Raw genomic sequence first — 18,312 nt, 5'->3', positions numbered from 1 at the left:
CGCTACGCCTCCTCGCTCTCGCCGCCGAGGCGGGCGAGCACGGCATCGCAGCCGTGAAGGGCGAGCTCGGAAAGCAGCGCTTCCTCCGCCGCCTCGTCCGGCGCCAGCAGGCCGCGGGCCTCTCTCGGAAGCTGGCGCAGGAGGTCGGCCAGCGTTTCGCGCAGTTCCTCGCGATAGGCATGGTTCGGCACCACGTCCTCGTGCATCAGGCGCGAAAGCTCGGCGACCGGCCCCGCATCGGCGCCCGCCGTTGCCGGCGCGGAGACTGCAAGCTCCACCGCCTCGATCCAGCATTCGCCGAGCGAGGCGGCGAGGTTCTGCAGTTCGGCGGTGAGCAGGTCCTCGTCGCGGCGCAGGTGCCAGGCGAGCGGCGTCGCCCCCGTGAGCGTGACGCGCGCGACGAGATGGACGCCGGCGGCGCCCCTCGCCTCTCCCAGCGCGGCCTCCGCACGGTCGAGCATGCCGCGCCAGTCGTCCACGCCGGAAAGATCGACCGGCAACCGCTCGAAGACCGCGACGGCGACCCGGTGTTCCTCGCAGGTGATCGTGCCGTCCTCGGCGACGGTGGCGAGCGTCACGCCCTTGGGCCCGCCCTCGTTGATGTCGCGCCCCTGCGGATTGCCGGGCATGACGATCCATGGACGCTCCAGGTGCACCCGGCGCTGGTGGATGTGGCCGAGCGCCCAATAGTCGAAACCGTGCGCCGAAAGGTCGGCGATGCCGACCGGCGCATAGGGGTCGTGGCGGCTCGCGCCGGCAAGGCTGGTGTGCAGGAGGCCGATATTGACCGCATCCGGCACCGGCGCGCGGAAGGTCGGCAGCAGCGAGGCCGGGGCATGCGGCTGGGCGAAGCTGACGCCATGGACATGGACCTCGCGGCCGCTCGCGAGCATTCCGGCCTTCACCGGCTTGCCGCGACCGTCGAAGACGTGCACGTTCGGCGGAAAGGTGAGCTCGCGGGTGATCTGCGACTGCGCATCGTGGTTGCCGCGGATGATGAAGGCGCGGATGCCCGCCGCCTCCAGCCGGCGCATCTGCCCCATCAGGAAGAGCGCGGTCGCCATGGAGGTCTGCGATCCGTCATAGAGGTCGCCGGCGATGAGCACGGCGTCCACCTCCTGCGCTATGGCAAGGTCGACGATGCGCTCCAGCGCCTTGCGCGTCGCCCCGCGCACGAGATCGCCGAGATCGGCGTTGCGCAGCGCAAGCGAGGCAAGCGGCGAATCGAGGTGCAGGTCGGCCGTGTGGATGAAGCGGAAAGGCATGGCGGGACAATCGCCTCACGCCTGCGCCGGGTCAATGCTTGCAGCGGCCGCTGCGCCGTTATGCAGGAAGAAATCATCCCACCCCGAAAAAGCCGGAGAAGAGGCAAGGAAAGCCGTCCGTTGCCTGACGGACCGCATTTACAGCGATCGTTCAATATCTATGATCAAATAATTCAAAAAACTGCGTTATCATTTGACATGGTCCCTCATAATACTTATATTTCACCTCATGAGTAGCACGATAGAAATCTCCCAGGGCATGTTCAAACTCTACCATCAGGTGAGCCGCCTGGTGAACGAGTGCATGATGGACGAAGGCGTGTCGCTCGCCCGCAGCAAGTTCCTGCTCCTTCTGGAATGTCAGGGGCCGCAGCGGTCGACGGACATCGCCTGCGCCCTTGGTTTCGCCCCCCGCACGGTGACGGAGGCGATCGATGGGCTGGAGCGTGACAAGCTCGTCAAGCGCGAGCCCGATCCGAAGGACCGCCGCGCGAAGATCGTGTCCATCACGGATATGGGCCGGACGGTGATTTCGGCCGCCCAGCAGCCGCAGCACAAGACCATCGAAGCGATCTTCGCGGTCCTCACCGAAGAGCAGAAGCAGCAGCTCAAGGAAATCATCCGCTGCCTCAGCGAGAAGACCGAGGAACTGCAACGGGAAAGAGACAGGAGCGAAGGCGCTGCCCAGCCCGCGCCCGTTCGCCCGTTGCACGCCGTGGGCTGAGCCGGACGGCATCGGAAACAAAAAGCCGGGATCGCAGGATCCCGGCTTTTTTGTCTGGCCTCCCGTCGCCCGGTCCTTCGGGCCGCCCTCTCCCCGCAAGCAGAGAGAGGGCTTAAACAGATCACATCGCGTTGATCGGCCCGATGCCGAAGAACAGCGTCTCGCCGGAGGAATCGTCGACGCCGTCGTTGTCGGTGACGATGAAGCCGTTGCCGGCGGCATCGATGGTGAAGCCTTCGACCTTGTCGACGACATAGCCGTTGGTGGCCTTCAGGTCGGGGATGAGGTCGCGGACCTCCTCCTTCCTGACGGCCGGCAGGTCGCCGCCGAGCTTGGCCGGCTTCAGGTCGGCGAGCGCCACGCGATAGAGCTTCTTCAGCCTGGCCGCCTGGCCGATCAGATTGTCGCGCTCGATGATGTAGGCGTAGTCGCCGTCCGCCGTGATCTCGGAAAGGCCGACCCAGCCGCTCTCCGTCTTGTCGAGCGGGTAGCGCACGGCGCCCCACTCCTCGGAGGAGGGCTTGTAGGAGACGAGCTTCACGAAGCCCTTCTCGTCGTCGCCCCATTCGCGCTGCACCGCCATCCAGAGCACCCGGTCGTCGCCCTCGCCGACGGCCGTGATGCCCTCGAAGCCGAAGCGCTTCTCGCCGGCGCGCAACTCGGCGGGAATGGCGATCTCCTTGTCGATCTCGCCCTTCTCGTTCACATGGACGATGGCATGGGCATAGAGCTTATCGGCATCGCCCTCATTGGCGAGCCAGAAGCCGCCCTCGCCGTCCGGCACCAGGCCCTCGCTGTCGAGCTTCTGGGCGGCGGTGCCGTTCCGCGTGATGCGCAGGGCGTCGACGATCCTCGCCGGCTTCTGCGTCGCGTCGATCGTGAAGATCGTCGGCTGGGAAGCATAGAAGGAGTCGTTGACGGCATAGAGCATGCCGGGCTTCTCCTTGACCGGCGCAAGGCCGGACAGCGCGCCGAAGCCGATCAGCTCGCCGTCCTTTTCGGTGGAGACGATCTGCGGATAGGCCGCCTCGCCTTCGGCACGCTCATAGATCATGACGTGCGAGCGGGCGCCGCCGTCCTCGACGAGGTCGGTCTCGTTGGCCGTCACGAAGAGGTTGCGGCTCGGGATGGCGACCGCGCCTTCGGGGCCGATGCCCGACGGCAGGAGCTGGAGAAGCTCTGGCTCGGCGCCGGTGTCCTTGTAGACGCCGACGACCGACGCGCGCTCGGCCAGCACGAAGAACAGGGTATCCTCGCCGAACTTCGCCGCTTCCAAGCCTTCCGGTTCGATGCCCTTCTTGTTGCGCTTGTCGGGATAGTGGCCGATCTTGGCGATCTCGCGCTCGAGGCCTGCGCCGTTCTCGTAGAGCACCTTGCCCGCCTTGTCGAAGATGGTGAAGCCGCGCGCGCCGCCCTTCCAGTCGCCCTCGTTGGCGACGACGAGGCGGTTGTCGTCCAGCCACTTCACGGCGTCGGGCTCGCGGGCGACATCCTCCATCCTGCCGGTGAACGTCAGCGCGCCGTCCTTCTCCGTGTCGATGCCGTCGAGGCTGACCGCGCCGGCGGAGAAGTGGCTCTTCACCGCGCCGGTCCTGCCGTCGACGATGACGATATGGTTGTTTTCCTGCAGCGTGACGGCGATCTCGTCGAGGTCGTTGAAGGAAACGAATTCCGGCTCCGGATCCTCGCCGGCGACCTCGGCAAGGCCGGTCAGCGCCACGCGCTTCAGGGAGCCGCAATCGACGACGCCGTCCTTGACGGAGACGAGCACGAGGTCGCCGGCCGGCATCTGCGGGATGGCGCCGTCGTTGACCTCCTCGTCACGTTCGTTCTCGATGGCGATCGCGGCGATCGTCTTGTCCTTGTTGAGCGCGATGGAATCGGGCTGGCCGCCGATGTCGCAGGTCGCCTCCACCGTTTTGGAGGCGAGATCGACCTGGGCGAGGACGCCGGACGGATCGGTGAAGCTCTGGCGCGTGTTGACCGCGACGAGCGCCTTGCCGCCGGCGACCGCCACCGAGGTGGGCTCGCCGTCGAAGGAGACGATGCCGCCGGCCTTCGGGACCTTCGCGTCGGTAATGTCGATGAAGCCGATGGCCTTCAGCGGGCTGTCGGAATAGACGAGCGTGTTGCCGTCCTCGGACGCGGCGATGATCTCGGACGAGGTGGGCGTCGCCCTGTCCACGCCTTCCGGCAGGTTGTCGGCGACGGCGAAGGACGCGATGCGGTTGAAGACGGGCTCGGCGCCGGCGGCGGGCGCCACGGATGCGGCGAGGACCGCTGCCAGGGCAGCGGTGAGCGAACGGGTTTTCATGGAAACCTCCGGGGTCCGGTATTAAGGAACCCGGCGGTTCTGAGGCCTCCATGTTACAACCCGATGACAATGCGGTTGCAACCGCAGGCCCTGCCCACAAATAAAAAGGGGTCCGGCTGAACCGGACCCCTGCCCTGAAACTCAGGATTGGCGGCGGAGTGGATAACCGCTCTGCCCTCCAGCGCCGTCCCGCACCACGCGTGAGACGAAAAGGCGCCGCAGAACGTCAAGGCTGCTGCACGATACCCCCGAAACCGACAGGTCCGGGTTCATGCGGCGGCATGGGATCAGCCGTTGACGGCGTCCTTCAGGCCCTTGCCGGCCGAGAACTTCGGCACGTTGCGTGCCGGGATCTCGATCTCGGCGCCGGTCGAAAGGTTGCGGCCCTTCGAGGCTTCACGGCGCGATACGGAGAAATTGCCGAAACCGACGAGACGAACGTCGCCGCCGTTCTTGAGTTCGCCCTGGATCGTGTCGAAAACGGCGTCGACAGCAGATGCTGCGTCCGTCTTCGACAGGCCCGACTTCTCAGCCACTGCGGATACGAGTTCATTCTTGTTCATGTTTCCACCCCTTTCTTACGGTTTGAAACGACTCATACAAGTCGGGGGCAGAATACGCATCGCCCCTCGCCTCGCAAGAATATTTCGTCTCAATCCCCTGAGAATCCGGGGTTTACACACTCTTTTCGACGAAAAAGACCGGCCCGAGGGCCGGTCTTTTGCCGTTTCGCACCAAAATGGAGGGCATTTCACCAAGTGCTAAGGCTCAATGAGCCACCGCGCCGGGCCCGTCCTCGGACGATTCGACCGTCGGAACATTGGCCGTTCCGGCCGTTCCGTCCCACTCGATCGGCTCGGGCTTGCGCAGCAGCGCATGCTCGATCACCTCGCCCATGCGGGAGACCGGGATGATCTCCATGTTGTTCTTTACGTTGTCCGGGATGTCCGCCAGGTCCTTGGCGTTCTCTTCCGGGATCAGCACCTTCTTGATGCCGCCGCGAAGCGCTGCGAGCAGCTTTTCCTTGAGGCCGCCGATCGGCAGCACCCGGCCGCGCAGCGTCACCTCGCCCGTCATCGCGATGTCCTTCGAGACCGGGATGCCGGTCATGATGGAGACGATGGCGGTCGCCATGGCGATGCCGGCCGACGGGCCGTCCTTGGGCGTGGCGCCTTCCGGCACGTGCACGTGGATGTCCGTCTTGTCGAAGCGCGGCGGCTCGATGCCGAAATCGACGGCGCGCGAGCGGACATAGGAGGCCGCTGCCGAGATCGATTCCTTCATCACGTCCTTGAGGTTGCCGGTCACCGTCATGCGGCCCTTGCCACCCGGCAGGCTGACGCCCTCGATGGTGAGCAGTTCGCCGCCGACTTCCGTCCAGGCAAGGCCCGTGACGACGCCAACCTGGTCCTCGCGCTCGGCTTCGCCGTGGCGGAAGCGCGGAACGCCGAGGAAGTCGTGGATGTTCTCGGCCGTGACCTCGACCTTCTTCGACTTGCCCTTGATGATCTCGGTCACCGCCTTGCGGGCGAGCTTCATCAGTTCACGCTCGAAGTTTCGGACGCCCGCCTCGCGGGTGTACTGCTGGATGACCGCGGTCAGCGCGCCGTCGGTGACCGAGAATTCCTTCGGCTGCAGCGCGTGGTCGCGGATCGCCTTGGGCAGGAGGTGCCTTTTGGCGATTTCCAGCTTCTCCTCTTCCGTGTAGCCGGCGATGCGGATCACTTCCATGCGGTCCATCAGGGGCGCGGGAATGTTCAGCGTGTTCGCCGTCGTCACGAACATGACGTTGGACAGGTCGTACTCGACTTCCAGGTAGTGGTCCATGAAGGTCGAGTTCTGTTCCGGGTCCAGCACCTCCAGGAGCGCCGAGGACGGATCGCCGCGGAAGTCCATGCCCATCTTGTCGATCTCGTCGAGCAGGAAGAGCGGGTTGGACTTCTTCGCCTTCTTCATCGACTGGATGACCTTGCCGGGCATCGAGCCGATATAGGTGCGGCGGTGGCCGCGGATCTCGGCCTCGTCACGCACGCCGCCGAGCGCCATGCGGACATATTCGCGGCCGGTCGCCTTGGCGATCGAGCGGGCGAGCGAGGTCTTGCCGACGCCCGGAGGGCCGACGAGGCACAGGATCGGACCCTTGATCTTGTTCGAGCGGGCCTGCACGGCGAGGTACTCGACGATGCGCTCCTTGACCTTGTCGAGGCCGAAATGATCCTCGTCGAGGATCTTCTCCGCATTGTTGAGGTCGGTCTTGATCTTCGACTTCTTGCCCCACGGAATGCCCGTCAGCCAGTCGAGATAGTTGCGCACGACCGTGGCTTCCGCCGACATCGGGCTCATCTGGCGCAGCTTCTTCAACTCGGCGTCCGCCTTCTCGCGGGCCTCCTTGGAAAGCTTCGTCTTGGCGATCTTCTCTTCCAGCTCGGCCATCTCGTCGCGGCCGTCCTCGCCGTCGCCGAGCTCCTTCTGGATCGCCTTCATCTGTTCGTTGAGGTAATATTCGCGCTGGGTCTTCTCCATCTGGCGCTTGACGCGCGAGCGGATGCGCTTTTCCACCTGCAGGACCGAGATCTCGCCTTCCATGAAGCCGAGCGCCTTTTCGAGGCGCAGCTTGACGCTGGTCGTCTCCAGCATTTCCTGCTTCTCGACGATCTTGATGGAAAGGTGCGAGGCGACCGTATCGGCAAGCTTCGAGTAGTCCTCGATCTGGCTCGCGGCGCCGACGACTTCGGGCGAGATCTTCTTGTTGAGCTTCACATAGTTCTCGAACTCGGAGACGACCGAGCGCGACAGCGCCTCGATCTCCACCGGGTCCTCGTCCGGCTCGACCAGCACATGGGCCATCGCCTCGTAAAACTCTTCGCGCTCCGTATAACCGTCGATCTCGGCGCGGGCGCGGCCTTCGACCAGCACCTTGACGGTGCCGTCGGGCAGCTTCAGGAGCTGGAGCACGTTGGCGACGGTGCCGATGCGGTAGATGGCGTCGGTCTCCGGGTCGTCGTCGGAAGCGTTGATCTGGGTGGCAAGCATGATCTGCTTGTCGGTGCCCATCACCTCCTCCAGCGCGCGGATCGACTTCTCGCGGCCGACGAACAGCGGCACGATCATGTGCGGGAACACCACGATGTCGCGCAGGGGCAGGACCGGGAAGGCCGTGGAATCGTGCGGCGCAGACGTCTTTTTCGTCATGTCATTTCCTTTCAAACGTCCCGTTTCCGGGAACCGGTCCAATCGGCGCTTGGGGTCACCGGGCCGGCGATCTTTCCATCCACAAGTGGCGTGCGGTTAACGCTTTTTCAAGCCCGGCCCCGGAGTGCCCCACCCCGTACCGGACCATACGAACCAACGACAGGAAGTCTAGTCTTCCGCGCTGTCGCGGAACTTGCGGCCTTCCTCCGGCGATGCTGCCGAAGCATACGCGAAACAGAATCGAAGTCTTCCATATTCGCGCGGCACGCGGCGTTTCGCAACGGCCGATGTGCGGGCGGCACGATGACGGACATGGACTTAAATGGCCGGGGCCGGCATTATGCCAAATTGCAAGCAGATTCAGGAGTCGAAAATGCCGAAACCCGTCTTCGCCACCCTCGCAACCCTTCTCGTTCTTCCTGCCGGGGCCGCTCTGGCGCAATTCACCGGCCCTTCGGATGCAAAGCAGGGCGGAGAGACGGCCTATCCGGCCATGACCGTCGAAGCCATCAAGGCCGACGCCAGGGACGACATGAAAGCGACAATCGAGGGCAGGATCATCCGCAAGCTGGCGGACGAGGAATATCTCTTCGCGGACGATACGGGTGAAATCCGGGTCGAGGTCGACGATGACGACTTTCCCGCCCAGCCTGTTTCCGAGACCACCCGCGTGCGGCTGCAAGGCGAGGTCGACACCCATCGCGTCAAGGAAACCGACTTCGACGTGGACCGCATGACCATCATCGAATGAGGGTCGAAACCCTCCCCTTTCGGGGAGGGACTTTCTTCAGGCCGAAACGTTGGCCTTCTCGTCGGAACGCTCGGAGTAGATGTAGAGCGGACGGGCGGCGCCCTTGACCACCTCGTCGGAGATGACCACCTCGCGCACGCCTTCCAGCGTCGGCAGCTCGAACATCGTGTCGAGCAGGATCTTCTCCATGATCGAGCGCAGGCCGCGCGCGCCGGTCTTGCGGACGATCGCCTTGCGGGCGATCTCGCGCAGCGCGTCCTCGTGGAAGGTCAGCTCCACGTCCTCCATCTCGAACAGGCGCTGGTACTGCTTGACCAGCGCGTTCTTCGGCTCGGACAGGATCTGGATCAGCGCGTCCTCGTCGAGGTCTTCCAGCGTCGCCAGGACCGGCAGACGGCCGATGAATTCCGGGATGAGGCCGAACTTCACCAGGTCCTCGGGCTCCAGGTCGCGCAGGACCTCGCCGACCCGGCGGTCTTCCGGCGCGCGCACCATCGCGCCGAAGCCGATCGAGGTCTTCTCGCCGCGGGCGGAGATGATCTTGTCGAGGCCGGCGAAGGCGCCGCCGCAGATGAACAGGATGTTCGTCGTGTCGACCTGCAGGAACTCCTGCTGCGGATGCTTGCGCCCGCCCTGCGGCGGCACGGAAGCGACCGTGCCTTCCATGATCTTCAGAAGCGCCTGCTGCACGCCCTCGCCCGAGACGTCCCGCGTGATGGACGGGTTGTCGGACTTGCGCGAGATCTTGTCGACCTCGTCTATGTAGACGATGCCGCGCTGCGCGCGCTCGACATTGTAGTCGGCCGCCTGCAGGAGCTTGAGGATGATGTTCTCCACGTCCTCGCCGACGTAGCCGGCTTCCGTCAGCGTCGTGGCGTCGGCCATGGTGAAGGGCACGTCGATGATGCGGGCGAGCGTCTGGGCGAGATAGGTCTTGCCGCAGCCCGTGGGGCCGACCAGCATGATGTTCGACTTCGCCAGTTCCACGTCCGAGCCCTTGGCGGCGTGCGCCAGGCGCTTGTAGTGGTTGTGCACCGCGACCGACAGGATGCGCTTTGCCTGCTGCTGGCCGATGACATATTCGTCGAGGACCTTGATGATGTCCTGAGGCGTGGGAACGCCGTCGCGGGACTTGACCATTGAGGTCTTGTTCTCCTCGCGGATGATGTCCATGCACAGTTCGACGCATTCATCGCAGATGAACACCGTCGGTCCGGCAATCAGCTTGCGGACCTCGTGCTGGCTCTTGCCGCAGAAGGAGCAGTAAAGGGTATTCTTGGAGTCGCCGCCGTTGCTGCCGCTGACCTTGCTCATATCACTTTCCTTCCAGCACGCCGTTCATCCCTTGCGAAGATGGCCGGACACTCAAACCGCCTTTTTCGGTAGCGCGCGCATCCTTCAAAAGGCTCCAGGGGTACTGACCGGGACCGGGGCCAGGCCCCGACCGGTGGCAACGAATCCCCCACCGAAATACCGAATGCTAGGTCGTCACAAATCAACATAGCATTAACGGCCAATATTAACGGCTTTGCGGTGGGGATAAAGCCCCGTGACCATTACAAATGTGTCACAATATGCCTCATCCGCACACAAAACCTTGACCTCACGCGCCTTCCACGCCCTCGATGGCCTCGCGGCTGGTGATGACGCGGTCGACGAGACCCCACTCCTTCGCCTCGTCCGCACTCATGAAATGGTCGCGGTCGAGCGTCTGTTCCACTTCCTCGTAGGTGCGGCCGCAGTGCCTGACGTAGACCTCGTTGAGGCGACGCTTCATCTTGAGGATGTCTTTTGCATGGCGCTCGATGTCGGACGCCTGGCCCGAGAAGCCGCCGGACGGCTGGTGGACCATGATGCGGGCGTTCGGCGTGGCGAAGCGCATGTCCTTGTGGCCGGCCGCCAGAAGCAGCGAGCCCATGGACGCCGCCTGGCCGATGCAGAGCGTCGACACGGCCGGCCTGATGAACTGCATCGTGTCGTAGATCGCCATGCCGGAGGTGACCACGCCGCCGGGCGAATTGATGTAGAGCGCGATCTCCTTCTTCGGGTTCTCCGCCTCGAGGAAAAGAAGCTGCGCGCAGACGAGCGTGGCGATGTGATCCTCGACGGGACCCGTCAGGAAGATGATGCGCTCTTTCAGGAGACGCGAATAGATGTCGTAGGAACGTTCGCCGCGGTTGGTCTGCTCGACGACCATCGGCACCAGAGCCATGGCGGTATCTACGGGATTTTTCATGTCAATCCTTCATCTCAAGTGGCCCTGAAACCCGTCGCCACGCGTTGGGAATCAGCAAGTTTCGTCTTCCCTACATAGAGTGTCAGGGTAAGGGACTTCAAGACGGCCGAGCGTTTTGCGGCGCTCTATGCCAGAATGCGGTTAACCGGCGCGGCGGGAGGGGACGATTTCCACAACCGCGGCGCCGCCGGGGTGAAGGAAGGATGAATCCGGCCATCCGCCTTCCCCCGCATCTGCGGGCGCCCGGCGCCCATACCCGCCGGGCGGAGGCAGCCATGACCACACGATCGATCGCAGCCATCGGGCTTTTCTTCCTCACCGCGGCGAGCGCCCCCGCCCAGCAGGCCTCCGACACGTTCGCGCCCGAGCGGGCGACGGGCCTTGCGGCGGCGAAGGTCGTCACCGCGAAGGAGCACATGGTGGCCGCCGCCCATCCCCTCGCGGCGGAGGCCGGGGAGAAGATCCTTGCCGCCGGCGGCAGCGCGATCGACGCCATGGTCGCCGTTCAAACCGTGCTCGGCCTCGTCGAGCCGCAGTCCTCCGGCCTCGGCGGCGGCGCCTTCCTCGTCTACTACGACGCGGGGGCGAAGCGCATCGTCACGCTCGACGGCCGCGAGACCGCCCCGATGGAGGCAACGCCCAAACTCTTCCTCGACGACAAGGGCCAGCCGATGGAATTCTTCGACGCCGTCGTCGGCGGGCGCTCGGTCGGCACGCCCGGCACCGTCCTGCTGATGCAGGAGGCGCACAACCGCTGGGGCCGGACACCGTGGCGGGACCTCTTCGCGCCGGCGGAAAAGCTCGCCCGCGAAGGCTTTGCAGTCTCGCCGCGCCTTGCCGGCCTGATCGCGGCGGAAGGCGAACGGCTGAAGGCCTTCGAGGCGACGGCCTCCTACTTCTTCGGCGCCGACGGCGCGCCGCTGAAGGCCGGCACGCGCCTGCGCAATCCCGCCTATGCCGAAACGCTCTCGGCCATCGCCGAGGGCGGCGCGACGGCCTTCTACACCGGCCCGATCGCCGAGGCGATCGTCGATACGGTGCGCATGTCGGCAAGGAACGCCGGCGTGCTCTCGCTCGCCGACCTCGCCAACTACCGGGTGAAGGAGCGCCCGCCGGTCTGCGTCACCTACCGGGCGCTCGACGTCTGCGGCATGGGCCCGCCCTCCTCCGGCGCGGTGGCGATCGGCCAGATGCTCGGCATGCTGGAGAACTTCGACCTCAAGGCCCTCGGCAGGGACAATCCGGAAAGCTGGCGCCTGATCGGCGATGCCCAGCGCCTCGCCTTCGCCGACCGCGGGCGCTACCTCGCCGATACCGATTTCGTGCCCGCCCCGATCAAGGGGCTCCTCGACAAGGCCTATCTCGGCGAACGCGCCAGGCTGCTCGACGGCGACAGGGCGCTCGGCGACGATGCCGTGGCCGCCGGCAAGCCGGAATGGGACCACGCCCTCAACTTCGGCCGGGATGCGGCGATCGAGCTGCCCTCCACCAGCCATTTCGTCATCGTCGACAAGGCGGGCAACGTCGTCTCCATGACCACCACCATCGAGAACGGCTTCGGCTCGCGGCTGATGGCGGGCGGCTTCCTGCTCAACAACGAGCTCACCGACTTCTCCTTCGAGACCCATGACGGGGGCATGCCGGTCGCCAACCGCGTCGAGCCGGGAAAACGGCCCCGCTCCTCCATGTCGCCGACCATCGTGATGAAGGACGGCAGGCCGCTCGTCGCCATCGGCTCGCCCGGCGGCAGCCAGATCATCGGCTATGTCGCCCAGGCGCTGATCGCCTATATCGACTGGGGCCTTGATGTCGGCGCGGTCGTGGCCATGCCGCACCTCGTCAACCGCTTCGGCCCCTACGAGCTCGAAGCCGGCACCGATGCGGAAAAGCTGGCCGGGCCGCTGAAGGCGCTCGGCTACGAGGTGAAGGCCGGCGAGATGACCTCCGGCCTGCACGCCATCGAGCTTACCGCCGACGGGCTGAAGGGCGCCGCCGATCCGCGGCGGGAAGGGATTGCCCTCGGGCGTTGATCAGACGAGGCGGATCGGGCCGCCACAGGATGCCAAGCGCCGGTCGGCGGTCAGCAGCAGGAGACCTTCGGTCCGCGCCTGGGCGATGAGCATGCGATCGAATGGATCGGCGTGAGTGTCCGGAAGGTCTGCCGCCGCGACCGCATGGGCGGCGTTGACCGCCAGCTCCTCATAGCCGCTTTCGAGGAGGCCGCGCCGAAGAAGGGACGCATCGGCGGAGAAGTCCCGCCGATTCAGGGTTTGCTTGATTGCGACCTCCCAGATGCTTGCGGCGCTGAAGACCAGCACATTGTCCGGATCGGCCATCAGTCCGACGGCCCCGGTACTGAGGTGCTCGGCCCCTTCGGCAGCCCAGATCAGGAGATGGGTGTCGATCAACAGCCTCATTCTTCACCGCGAAACGTCTTTTCGATTTCCTCCTGGCCCATCGTATCGAAGTCGGCGGGCACCTTGAGCTGCCCGCGAAGAAACCCGAAGCGGCTTGGAGACGGCTTCTTGCCGCCTTCCTCCAGCGGCACGACCCGCACCATGGGCTTGCCCGCCTTGGCGATGACGAAGGGTTCACCTTCCGCGGCCTGCTCGACAAGACGCGACAGATGCGTCTTGGCTTCATGAATATTGACGACGCGCATCCTGGCCTCCACCGGACTTAGTTTACCAGACTTAGTTTAATCTCATCGAGAAATCAAATTCCGGTTTTCCCTCGCGCCGGAATGCGCTACCGATCGGCCATGACCACAACTCCCTTCCCCTTCCTCACCATCGATCCCGTCAGCCGCCGCGTTTCGCTCGATGCGCGCGACCCCGGTTTCTATCGCGATCCGAACCCGGTCTATGCCGCGCTGCACGCGCACTGTCCCACCTTCTGGTGGGAAGAGCAGCGGCAATGGTATTTCACGGGCTACGACCACGTGAACGGCCTGCTGCGCGACCGCCGCTTCGGACGGCAGATCCTGCATGTGGCGACGCGCGAGGAACTCGGGCTTCCCGAGCCGCAGCCGCATGTGCGGCATTTCGATTCGGCGGAGGCCTGGTCGCTTCTGGAGCTGGAGCCGCCGGAGCACACGCGGCTGCGCACGCTCGTCAACCGCGCCTTCGTCTCGCGCACGATCGAGCGGCTGACGCCGGAGATCACCGAACTCTGCCACCAGGCGATCGACCGGTTCGAGAAGGACGGGCGCGTCGAGCTGCTTTCCGCCTTCGCCGACATCCTGCCGGTGACGATGATCGCGCGCATGATCGGCATTCCCGACGAGATGGGGCCGCAGCTCCTCAAGTGGTCGCACGCCTATGTGCGCATGTACATGTTCGGCCGGACGCACGAGGACGAGATCGCGGCCGACAGGGCGGCGGAGGAATTTTCCGACTATGTGCGCGGCGTGATCGCCGAGCGCCGGGCGGCGCCCCGCGAAGACCTGCTCTCGCACATGGTGCATACGGAGCACCGCGGCCAGCTGCTCACAGAGGACGAACTGGTCTCCACGACCATCGTGCTGCTCAACGCCGGCCACGAGGCGACGGTGCACCAGATCGGCAATGCGGTGCGCACCATCCTCGAGAACGGTGCCGATCCCGCCGTGCTCTTTGCGGACGCGAAGGCGACGGAGCGCACGGTCGAGGAGTGCCTGCGCATCTCCGCGCCGGTGCACATCTTCGAGCGCTATGCGCTGGAAGATGTCGAGCTCGACGGCATCCCGCTGCGCCGCGGCGACAAGGTGGCGATGATCCTCGCCGCCGCCAATCTCGACCCGAGGAAGTTCTCCGATCCGCTCACCTTCAAGCCGCAGCGTGACGAGGGCGCCAACCTCTCCTTCGGCGCCGGCATCCATTTCTGCATCGGTGCGCCGCTCGCCCGGCTGGAGCTCAACATCGCCCTGCCGATCCTATTCCGGCGCCTGCCGGGGCTGAGGATCGCCGAAAAACCCGTGGTGAAGGACGTCTACCACTTCCACGGGCTGGAGGCGCTGGAGCTCACGTGGTGATCAGAGCCGGATGACGTAGTCCTTGCGAGTCGTTTCAACGACTTCCCAGATTCCCTTGAAGCCGGGTCTGAGGATCAGGCGGTCACCGGCAGCAAGGTGGAAGACCTCGCCGTCGTCGGACGTGACGATGGAGCGGCCTTCGAGGATATGGAAATATTCCCATTCGTCATATTCGATGCGCCAGGCGCCGGGCGTCGACTGCCAGATGCCGGAATAGATGCCGCCCTCGGCCTCCTCGACGTTCCAGCTCGTGAAGACCGGATCGCCGGCGATCAGCCGGTCCGCGGCCGGACGGCCCGTCTCGGGCTCGATGCCGGAAATGTCGAAAGTGCGTGCCTTGGTCATGACGGTTCCTTTTTGCGTTCGGAGGCGCGTTGTCCCTCGTCCGGCAGGCCGGACGAGGGGCAGCCTCCCTTACGCCTTGGCCAGCGCCTGCTCGATATCCGCGATGATGTCGGCGGCATCCTCGATGCCGATCGACAGGCGCACGACGTCCGGCCCGGCGCCGGCGGCCACCTGCTGCTCCTCGGTGAGCTGGCGGTGGGTCGTCGAGGCCGGATGGATGACGAGCGAGCGCGTGTCGCCGATATTGGCGAGGTGCGAGAGCATTTCCAGCCCTTCCACGAAGCGTTTTCCCGACTCGTAGCCGCCCTTGAGGCCGAAGGTGAAGACGGCCCCTGCTCCCTTGGGCGAATAGCGCTGCTGGAGGGCGTGGTTCGGATCGTCGTCGAGGCCGGCATAGGTGACCCAGGCCACCTTGTCGTGACCCTTCAGCCACGTGGCGACGGCGAGCGCATTGTCGCAGTGGCGCTGCATCCTGAGCGGCAGGGTCTCGATGCCGGTCAGGATCTGGAAGGCGTTGAAGGGCGAGATGGCGGGGCCGAAGTCGCGCAGGCCGAGCACGCGGCAGGCGATGGCGAAGGCGAAGTTGCCGAAGGTGGCATGCAGCACCATGCCGGCATATTCCGGCCGCGGCTCGGAGAGCGCCGGATACTTGCCCGAGGCGGACCAGTCGAAGGTGCCGCCGTCGACGATGACGCCGCCCATGGAATTGCCGTGGCCGCCCATGAACTTGGTCAGCGAATGCACGACGATGTCGGCGCCGTGCTCCAGCGGGCGCACCAGGTAGGGCGTTGCCATCGTGTTGTCGACGATGAGCGGCAAGCCGTGGCGGTGGGCGATCTCGGCGATGCCGGCAATGTCGACGAAGGTGCCGCCGGGGTTTGCAAGACTCTCGATGAAGATCGCCTTGGTCCTGTCGTCGATCTGGTTCTCGAACGTCGAGAGGTCGCCCGTATCGGCCCAGCGCACGTGCCAGTCGAAGGTCTTGAAGGAATGGCCGAACTGGTTGATCGAGCCGCCGTAGAGCCGGCGTGCGGCGATGAAATTGTCGCCCGGGCGCATGATCGTGTGGAAGACGAGGAGCTGCGCGGCATGGCCCGAGGCGACGGCGAGCGCCGCCGTGCCGCCTTCAAGGGCGGCGACGCGCTCTTCGAGCACGGCCTGCGTCGGGTTCATGATGCGGGTGTAGATATTGCCGAAGGCCTGCAGGCCAAAGAGCGAGGCGGCGTGGTCCGTGTCGTTGAAGACGAAGCTGGTGGTCTGGTAGATCGGCGTCGCGCGCGCGCCGGTCGTGGGGTCGGGCTGCGCGCCGGCGTGGATGGCGAGCGTGGAAAATCCCGGCTTGTTCTTCGTCATGGAATGGCCTCCCAAATTGCTGTTTTGGGGGACTATTTCAGAGAGTTAGAGGCCGGTCAAAGGGAGATTTCCCGCAAGCGCGCGGAGCGGCGGGAGCTTCGGTCTCACGCGACGAGGCGCGGATATTCGATCGCCGGGCAACGGTCCATCACCACCTTGATGCCGGCCGCCTCGGCCCGGGCGGCAGCCTCGTCGTGGCGCACCGAGAGCTGGCCCCAGACGACCTTCGGTAGCGGGGAGAGCGCAAGCACCTCCTCCACCACCGACGGCAGGGCGTCGGCCGCGCGGAAAACATCGACCATGTCGATCGGCTCGACGATGTCGGCAAGGCGGGCGACGACCGGCTGCCCGAGGATCTCCTTGCCGGCCTGGCCGGGATTGACCGGGATGACGCGATAGCCCTTGCGCAGCAGGAAGGCCATGACCCGATAGCTCGGCCGCTCCGGATTCGGCGAAGCGCCGACGAGCGCGATCACCTTCGTCGAGCGCAGGATGTCGGCAATGTAGTAGTCTGGATAGGAAGCATGATTCATGGCGTCGTCCCGTTTCTGCGCGGAGAATTGGGGTAACGCAACGTGAAGTCAATACGGGCGCCGTCAGGAGGCCTTGAGCATCAGCACCGGATACTCCGTGACGGGGCAGCGATCCATGACGACCCGGATGCCGGCAGCCTCCGCCCGTGCGGCCGCCGCGTCGTCGCGCACGGTGAACTGGCCCCACAGCACGAAGGGCAAGGGGCGAAGCGCCAGCACCTCGTCGACGACCGACTGGAGCTGGCTCGCAGCACGGAAGACGTCGACCATGTCGATCGGCTCGGGAATGTCGGCAAGGCGGGCATAGACGGTCTGGCCGAGGATTTTCTTGCCGGCATGGCCCGGATTGACCGGAATGACACGGTAGCCCTTGCCGAGCAGGAAGCCCATGACGCCGTGGCTTGGCCGCGAATCGTTCGGCGAGGCGCCGAGCACGGCGATCGTGCGCACGGACTTCAGGATGTGGCGGATGTAGCTGTCGGGATAGTGATCGTGGTTCATCGCTGCCTCCTCCAGCTTTCGCGACCGTCTCTCACGCGTCTTCCACGTTGCAGCCTAGCGCAGAACCTTAAAGAAGACGATTGTGCCCAAAGGCCCGCGCACGGGTGGATTGTGCCAATCCGGGTCACTTTTCGCGTTTTCGGCCCTTTACGATGCGCGCGCGGCGAAAATCCCGATTGCAAATCGCCGGCTTTGGGCTGATGAAGGGCCTTCTCCCCTTGCGCGTGGCCGCCCCTCCGAGGTCCCAGATTGCCGCTTGACGTTCTCCTTCTCGTGCTGTTCGGCGCGGCCCTGCATGCGACCTGGAACGCCCTTGTCAAATCCGGCACGGACAAGTCGCTCGACGCTTCGATGGTTTCGCTCGGCGGCGGCATTGTGGGCCTCTTCTGCCTGCCGCTGGTGCCGCTGCCCCATCCCGGGGCCTGGCCCTTCATCCTGGCGTCCGCCGCGCTCCAGTTCGCCTATTTCCAGCTCGTCGCGGCGGCCTACAGGGCCGGCGACATCGGCCTCGTCTATCCGCTGATGCGCGGCGCGGCCCCGCTCCTCGTCGCTATGACCAGCGGCATCGTCCTCGGCGAACATCTGGCGCCTGCGGCCATGGCGGGGGTGCTGGTCATCTCCGCCGGCGTCCTGACGCTTGCCTTCGAATCGCGGTACGGCGGGCGGCGCGCCATCCTCTACGCGCTCGCGAACGCCGCCGTCATCGCCACCTACACATTCGTCGACGCCGCCGGCGCGCGCGCCTCGGGAAACGCCGTCTCCTATACGCTGTGGATGTCGCTGCTGCCGCCCGTCCTGCTCTTCGGCTGGGCGATCGCACGCCGCGGCACCGCACCCGTCTGGAGCCACGTGCGCCGAAACTGGGCGCGCGGCCTCTTCGGCGGCGCCGGCTCCATCGCCTCCTATGGCCTTGCGCTGTGGGCGATGACCAGGGCGCCGGTCGCCACCGTCGCGGCGCTGCGCGAAACCGCCATCCTCTTCGCCCTCCTCATCTCCGTCTTCATCCTCAAGGAGAAGGCGAGCCTCTGGCGCTACATCGCCGGCGCGGTAATCGCCGCGGGCGTGCTGGTGCTGAAGCTGGCGTAA

General features: G+C 65.4%; 17 protein-coding genes. 5 read left to right on the top strand and 12 right to left on the bottom strand.

The genetic code is table 11. The features are described 5' to 3' along the window. Positions 1-2 precede the first annotated feature (2 nt). Positions 3-1,265 (bottom strand): metallophosphoesterase family protein, encoded by a 1,263-nt coding sequence (locus tag ACIIOY_RS14075; RefSeq protein ID WP_411035307.1) that lies wholly within the window; start codon positions 1,263-1,265, stop codon positions 3-5. A 259-nt stretch (positions 1,266-1,524) separates the two neighbouring features. Here ACIIOY_RS14075 and ACIIOY_RS14070 point away from each other — a divergent pair, with 259 nt between their 5' ends. Beyond that, positions 1,525-1,989, top strand: coding sequence for a MarR family winged helix-turn-helix transcriptional regulator (locus ACIIOY_RS14070; protein ID WP_411035306.1), 465 nt, complete (start codon positions 1,525-1,527; stop codon positions 1,987-1,989). A gap of 121 nt (positions 1,990-2,110) precedes the next feature. Here the strand turns inward: ACIIOY_RS14070 and ACIIOY_RS14065 are convergent, their stop codons facing one another. From ACIIOY_RS14065 to lon, 3 genes are all read right to left on the bottom strand, one after another. Then, positions 2,111-4,303: an esterase-like activity of phytase family protein gene (locus ACIIOY_RS14065; RefSeq protein WP_411035305.1), complete on the bottom strand. Its 2,193-nt coding sequence runs from the start codon at positions 4,301-4,303 to the stop codon at positions 2,111-2,113. A 287-nt stretch (positions 4,304-4,590) separates the two neighbouring features. Continuing rightward, positions 4,591-4,866 (bottom strand): DNA-binding protein HupB, encoded by a 276-nt coding sequence (gene hupB, locus ACIIOY_RS14060; RefSeq protein WP_411035304.1) that lies wholly within the window; start codon positions 4,864-4,866, stop codon positions 4,591-4,593. A gap of 205 nt (positions 4,867-5,071) precedes the next feature. Continuing rightward, positions 5,072-7,495 carry an endopeptidase La gene (gene lon, locus ACIIOY_RS14055; RefSeq protein WP_411035303.1) on the bottom strand — a complete coding sequence of 808 codons (2,424 nt, stop codon included), beginning with the start codon at positions 7,493-7,495 and terminating at the stop codon, positions 5,072-5,074. A gap of 373 nt (positions 7,496-7,868) precedes the next feature. Between lon and ACIIOY_RS14050 the strand changes: the two genes are divergently transcribed. Further along, the gene (locus ACIIOY_RS14050) at positions 7,869-8,246 is read left to right on the top strand and encodes a YgiW/YdeI family stress tolerance OB fold protein (RefSeq protein WP_411035302.1); all 378 of its coding nucleotides are present in this window, start codon (positions 7,869-7,871) and stop codon (positions 8,244-8,246) included. A gap of 36 nt (positions 8,247-8,282) precedes the next feature. Here the strand turns inward: ACIIOY_RS14050 and clpX are convergent, their stop codons facing one another. Together clpX and clpP are read right to left on the bottom strand one after the other, a co-directional pair. After that, entirely contained in the window at positions 8,283-9,560 is a 1,278-nt protein-coding gene (gene clpX, locus ACIIOY_RS14045) for an ATP-dependent Clp protease ATP-binding subunit ClpX (RefSeq protein ID WP_411035301.1), read from the bottom strand. Between the two features lie 289 nt (positions 9,561-9,849). Beyond that, on the bottom strand, positions 9,850-10,482 hold the full coding sequence (clpP, locus tag ACIIOY_RS14040; RefSeq protein ID WP_411035300.1) for an ATP-dependent Clp endopeptidase proteolytic subunit ClpP: 633 nt from the start codon (positions 10,480-10,482) through the stop codon (positions 9,850-9,852). A 275-nt stretch (positions 10,483-10,757) separates the two neighbouring features. Between clpP and ggt the strand changes: the two genes are divergently transcribed. Next, positions 10,758-12,512, top strand: coding sequence for a gamma-glutamyltransferase (gene ggt, locus ACIIOY_RS14035; RefSeq protein ID WP_411035299.1), 1,755 nt, complete (start codon positions 10,758-10,760; stop codon positions 12,510-12,512). On the opposite strand, the gene ACIIOY_RS14030 is transcribed toward ggt, so the two are convergent. After that, a complete protein-coding gene (locus ACIIOY_RS14030; RefSeq protein WP_411035298.1) occupies positions 12,513-12,899 on the bottom strand; it encodes a type II toxin-antitoxin system VapC family toxin in 387 nt (128 codons plus the stop codon). After that, positions 12,896-13,144, bottom strand: a complete 249-nt coding sequence (locus tag ACIIOY_RS14025; protein WP_411035297.1) for a type II toxin-antitoxin system Phd/YefM family antitoxin — start codon at positions 13,142-13,144, stop codon at positions 12,896-12,898. The genes ACIIOY_RS14030 and ACIIOY_RS14025 overlap by 4 nt, the downstream gene beginning before the upstream one ends. Before the next feature lie 99 nt (positions 13,145-13,243). Here ACIIOY_RS14025 and ACIIOY_RS14020 point away from each other — a divergent pair, with 99 nt between their 5' ends. Next, positions 13,244-14,494: a cytochrome P450 gene (locus ACIIOY_RS14020; RefSeq protein WP_411035296.1), complete on the top strand. Its 1,251-nt coding sequence runs from the start codon at positions 13,244-13,246 to the stop codon at positions 14,492-14,494. Here the strand turns inward: ACIIOY_RS14020 and ACIIOY_RS14015 are convergent, their stop codons facing one another. From ACIIOY_RS14015 to ACIIOY_RS14000, 4 genes are all read right to left on the bottom strand, one after another. Continuing rightward, on the bottom strand, positions 14,495-14,839 hold the full coding sequence (locus tag ACIIOY_RS14015) for a cupin domain-containing protein (protein WP_411035295.1): 345 nt from the start codon (positions 14,837-14,839) through the stop codon (positions 14,495-14,497). It lies immediately after the preceding gene. A gap of 69 nt (positions 14,840-14,908) precedes the next feature. Continuing rightward, complete coding sequence (locus tag ACIIOY_RS14010) at positions 14,909-16,192, bottom strand: O-acetylhomoserine aminocarboxypropyltransferase (protein WP_411035294.1); 1,284 nt, start codon at positions 16,190-16,192, stop codon at positions 14,909-14,911. A gap of 104 nt (positions 16,193-16,296) precedes the next feature. Continuing rightward, positions 16,297-16,725, bottom strand: coding sequence for a CoA-binding protein (locus ACIIOY_RS14005; RefSeq protein WP_411035293.1), 429 nt, complete (start codon positions 16,723-16,725; stop codon positions 16,297-16,299). A 63-nt stretch (positions 16,726-16,788) separates the two neighbouring features. Then, positions 16,789-17,226: a CoA-binding protein gene (locus ACIIOY_RS14000; RefSeq protein ID WP_411035292.1), complete on the bottom strand. Its 438-nt coding sequence runs from the start codon at positions 17,224-17,226 to the stop codon at positions 16,789-16,791. Between the two features lie 249 nt (positions 17,227-17,475). Between ACIIOY_RS14000 and ACIIOY_RS13995 the strand changes: the two genes are divergently transcribed. Continuing rightward, entirely contained in the window at positions 17,476-18,312 is an 837-nt protein-coding gene (locus ACIIOY_RS13995; RefSeq protein WP_411035291.1) for an EamA family transporter, read from the top strand.

It is taken from the genome of Shinella agrisoli, from assembly GCF_046557955.1.
Lineage (GTDB): Bacteria > Pseudomonadota > Alphaproteobacteria > Rhizobiales > Rhizobiaceae > Shinella.
This window is presented reverse-complemented; position numbering and strand designations above follow the sequence as displayed.

Coding starts and splice junctions, on each gene's coding strand:
- ACIIOY_RS14075 (WP_411035307.1), bottom strand. CDS start 1,265: ATGCCTTTCCGCTTCATCCACACGGCCGACCTGCACCTCGATTCGCCG.
- ACIIOY_RS14070 (WP_411035306.1), top strand. CDS start 1,525: ATGTTCAAACTCTACCATCAGGTGAGCCGCCTGGTGAACGAGTGCATG.
- ACIIOY_RS14065 (WP_411035305.1), bottom strand. CDS start 4,303: ATGAAAACCCGTTCGCTCACCGCTGCCCTGGCAGCGGTCCTCGCCGCA.
- hupB (WP_411035304.1), bottom strand. CDS start 4,866: ATGAACAAGAATGAACTCGTATCCGCAGTGGCTGAGAAGTCGGGCCTG.
- lon (WP_411035303.1), bottom strand. CDS start 7,495: ATGACGAAAAAGACGTCTGCGCCGCACGATTCCACGGCCTTCCCGGTC.
- ACIIOY_RS14050 (WP_411035302.1), top strand. CDS start 7,869: ATGCCGAAACCCGTCTTCGCCACCCTCGCAACCCTTCTCGTTCTTCCT.
- clpX (WP_411035301.1), bottom strand. CDS start 9,560: ATGAGCAAGGTCAGCGGCAGCAACGGCGGCGACTCCAAGAATACCCTT.
- clpP (WP_411035300.1), bottom strand. CDS start 10,482: ATGAAAAATCCCGTAGATACCGCCATGGCTCTGGTGCCGATGGTCGTC.
- ggt (WP_411035299.1), top strand. CDS start 10,758: ATGACCACACGATCGATCGCAGCCATCGGGCTTTTCTTCCTCACCGCG.
- ACIIOY_RS14030 (WP_411035298.1), bottom strand. CDS start 12,899: ATGAGGCTGTTGATCGACACCCATCTCCTGATCTGGGCTGCCGAAGGG.
- ACIIOY_RS14025 (WP_411035297.1), bottom strand. CDS start 13,144: ATGCGCGTCGTCAATATTCATGAAGCCAAGACGCATCTGTCGCGTCTT.
- ACIIOY_RS14020 (WP_411035296.1), top strand. CDS start 13,244: ATGACCACAACTCCCTTCCCCTTCCTCACCATCGATCCCGTCAGCCGC.
- ACIIOY_RS14015 (WP_411035295.1), bottom strand. CDS start 14,839: ATGACCAAGGCACGCACTTTCGACATTTCCGGCATCGAGCCCGAGACG.
- ACIIOY_RS14010 (WP_411035294.1), bottom strand. CDS start 16,192: ATGACGAAGAACAAGCCGGGATTTTCCACGCTCGCCATCCACGCCGGC.
- ACIIOY_RS14005 (WP_411035293.1), bottom strand. CDS start 16,725: ATGAATCATGCTTCCTATCCAGACTACTACATTGCCGACATCCTGCGC.
- ACIIOY_RS14000 (WP_411035292.1), bottom strand. CDS start 17,226: ATGAACCACGATCACTATCCCGACAGCTACATCCGCCACATCCTGAAG.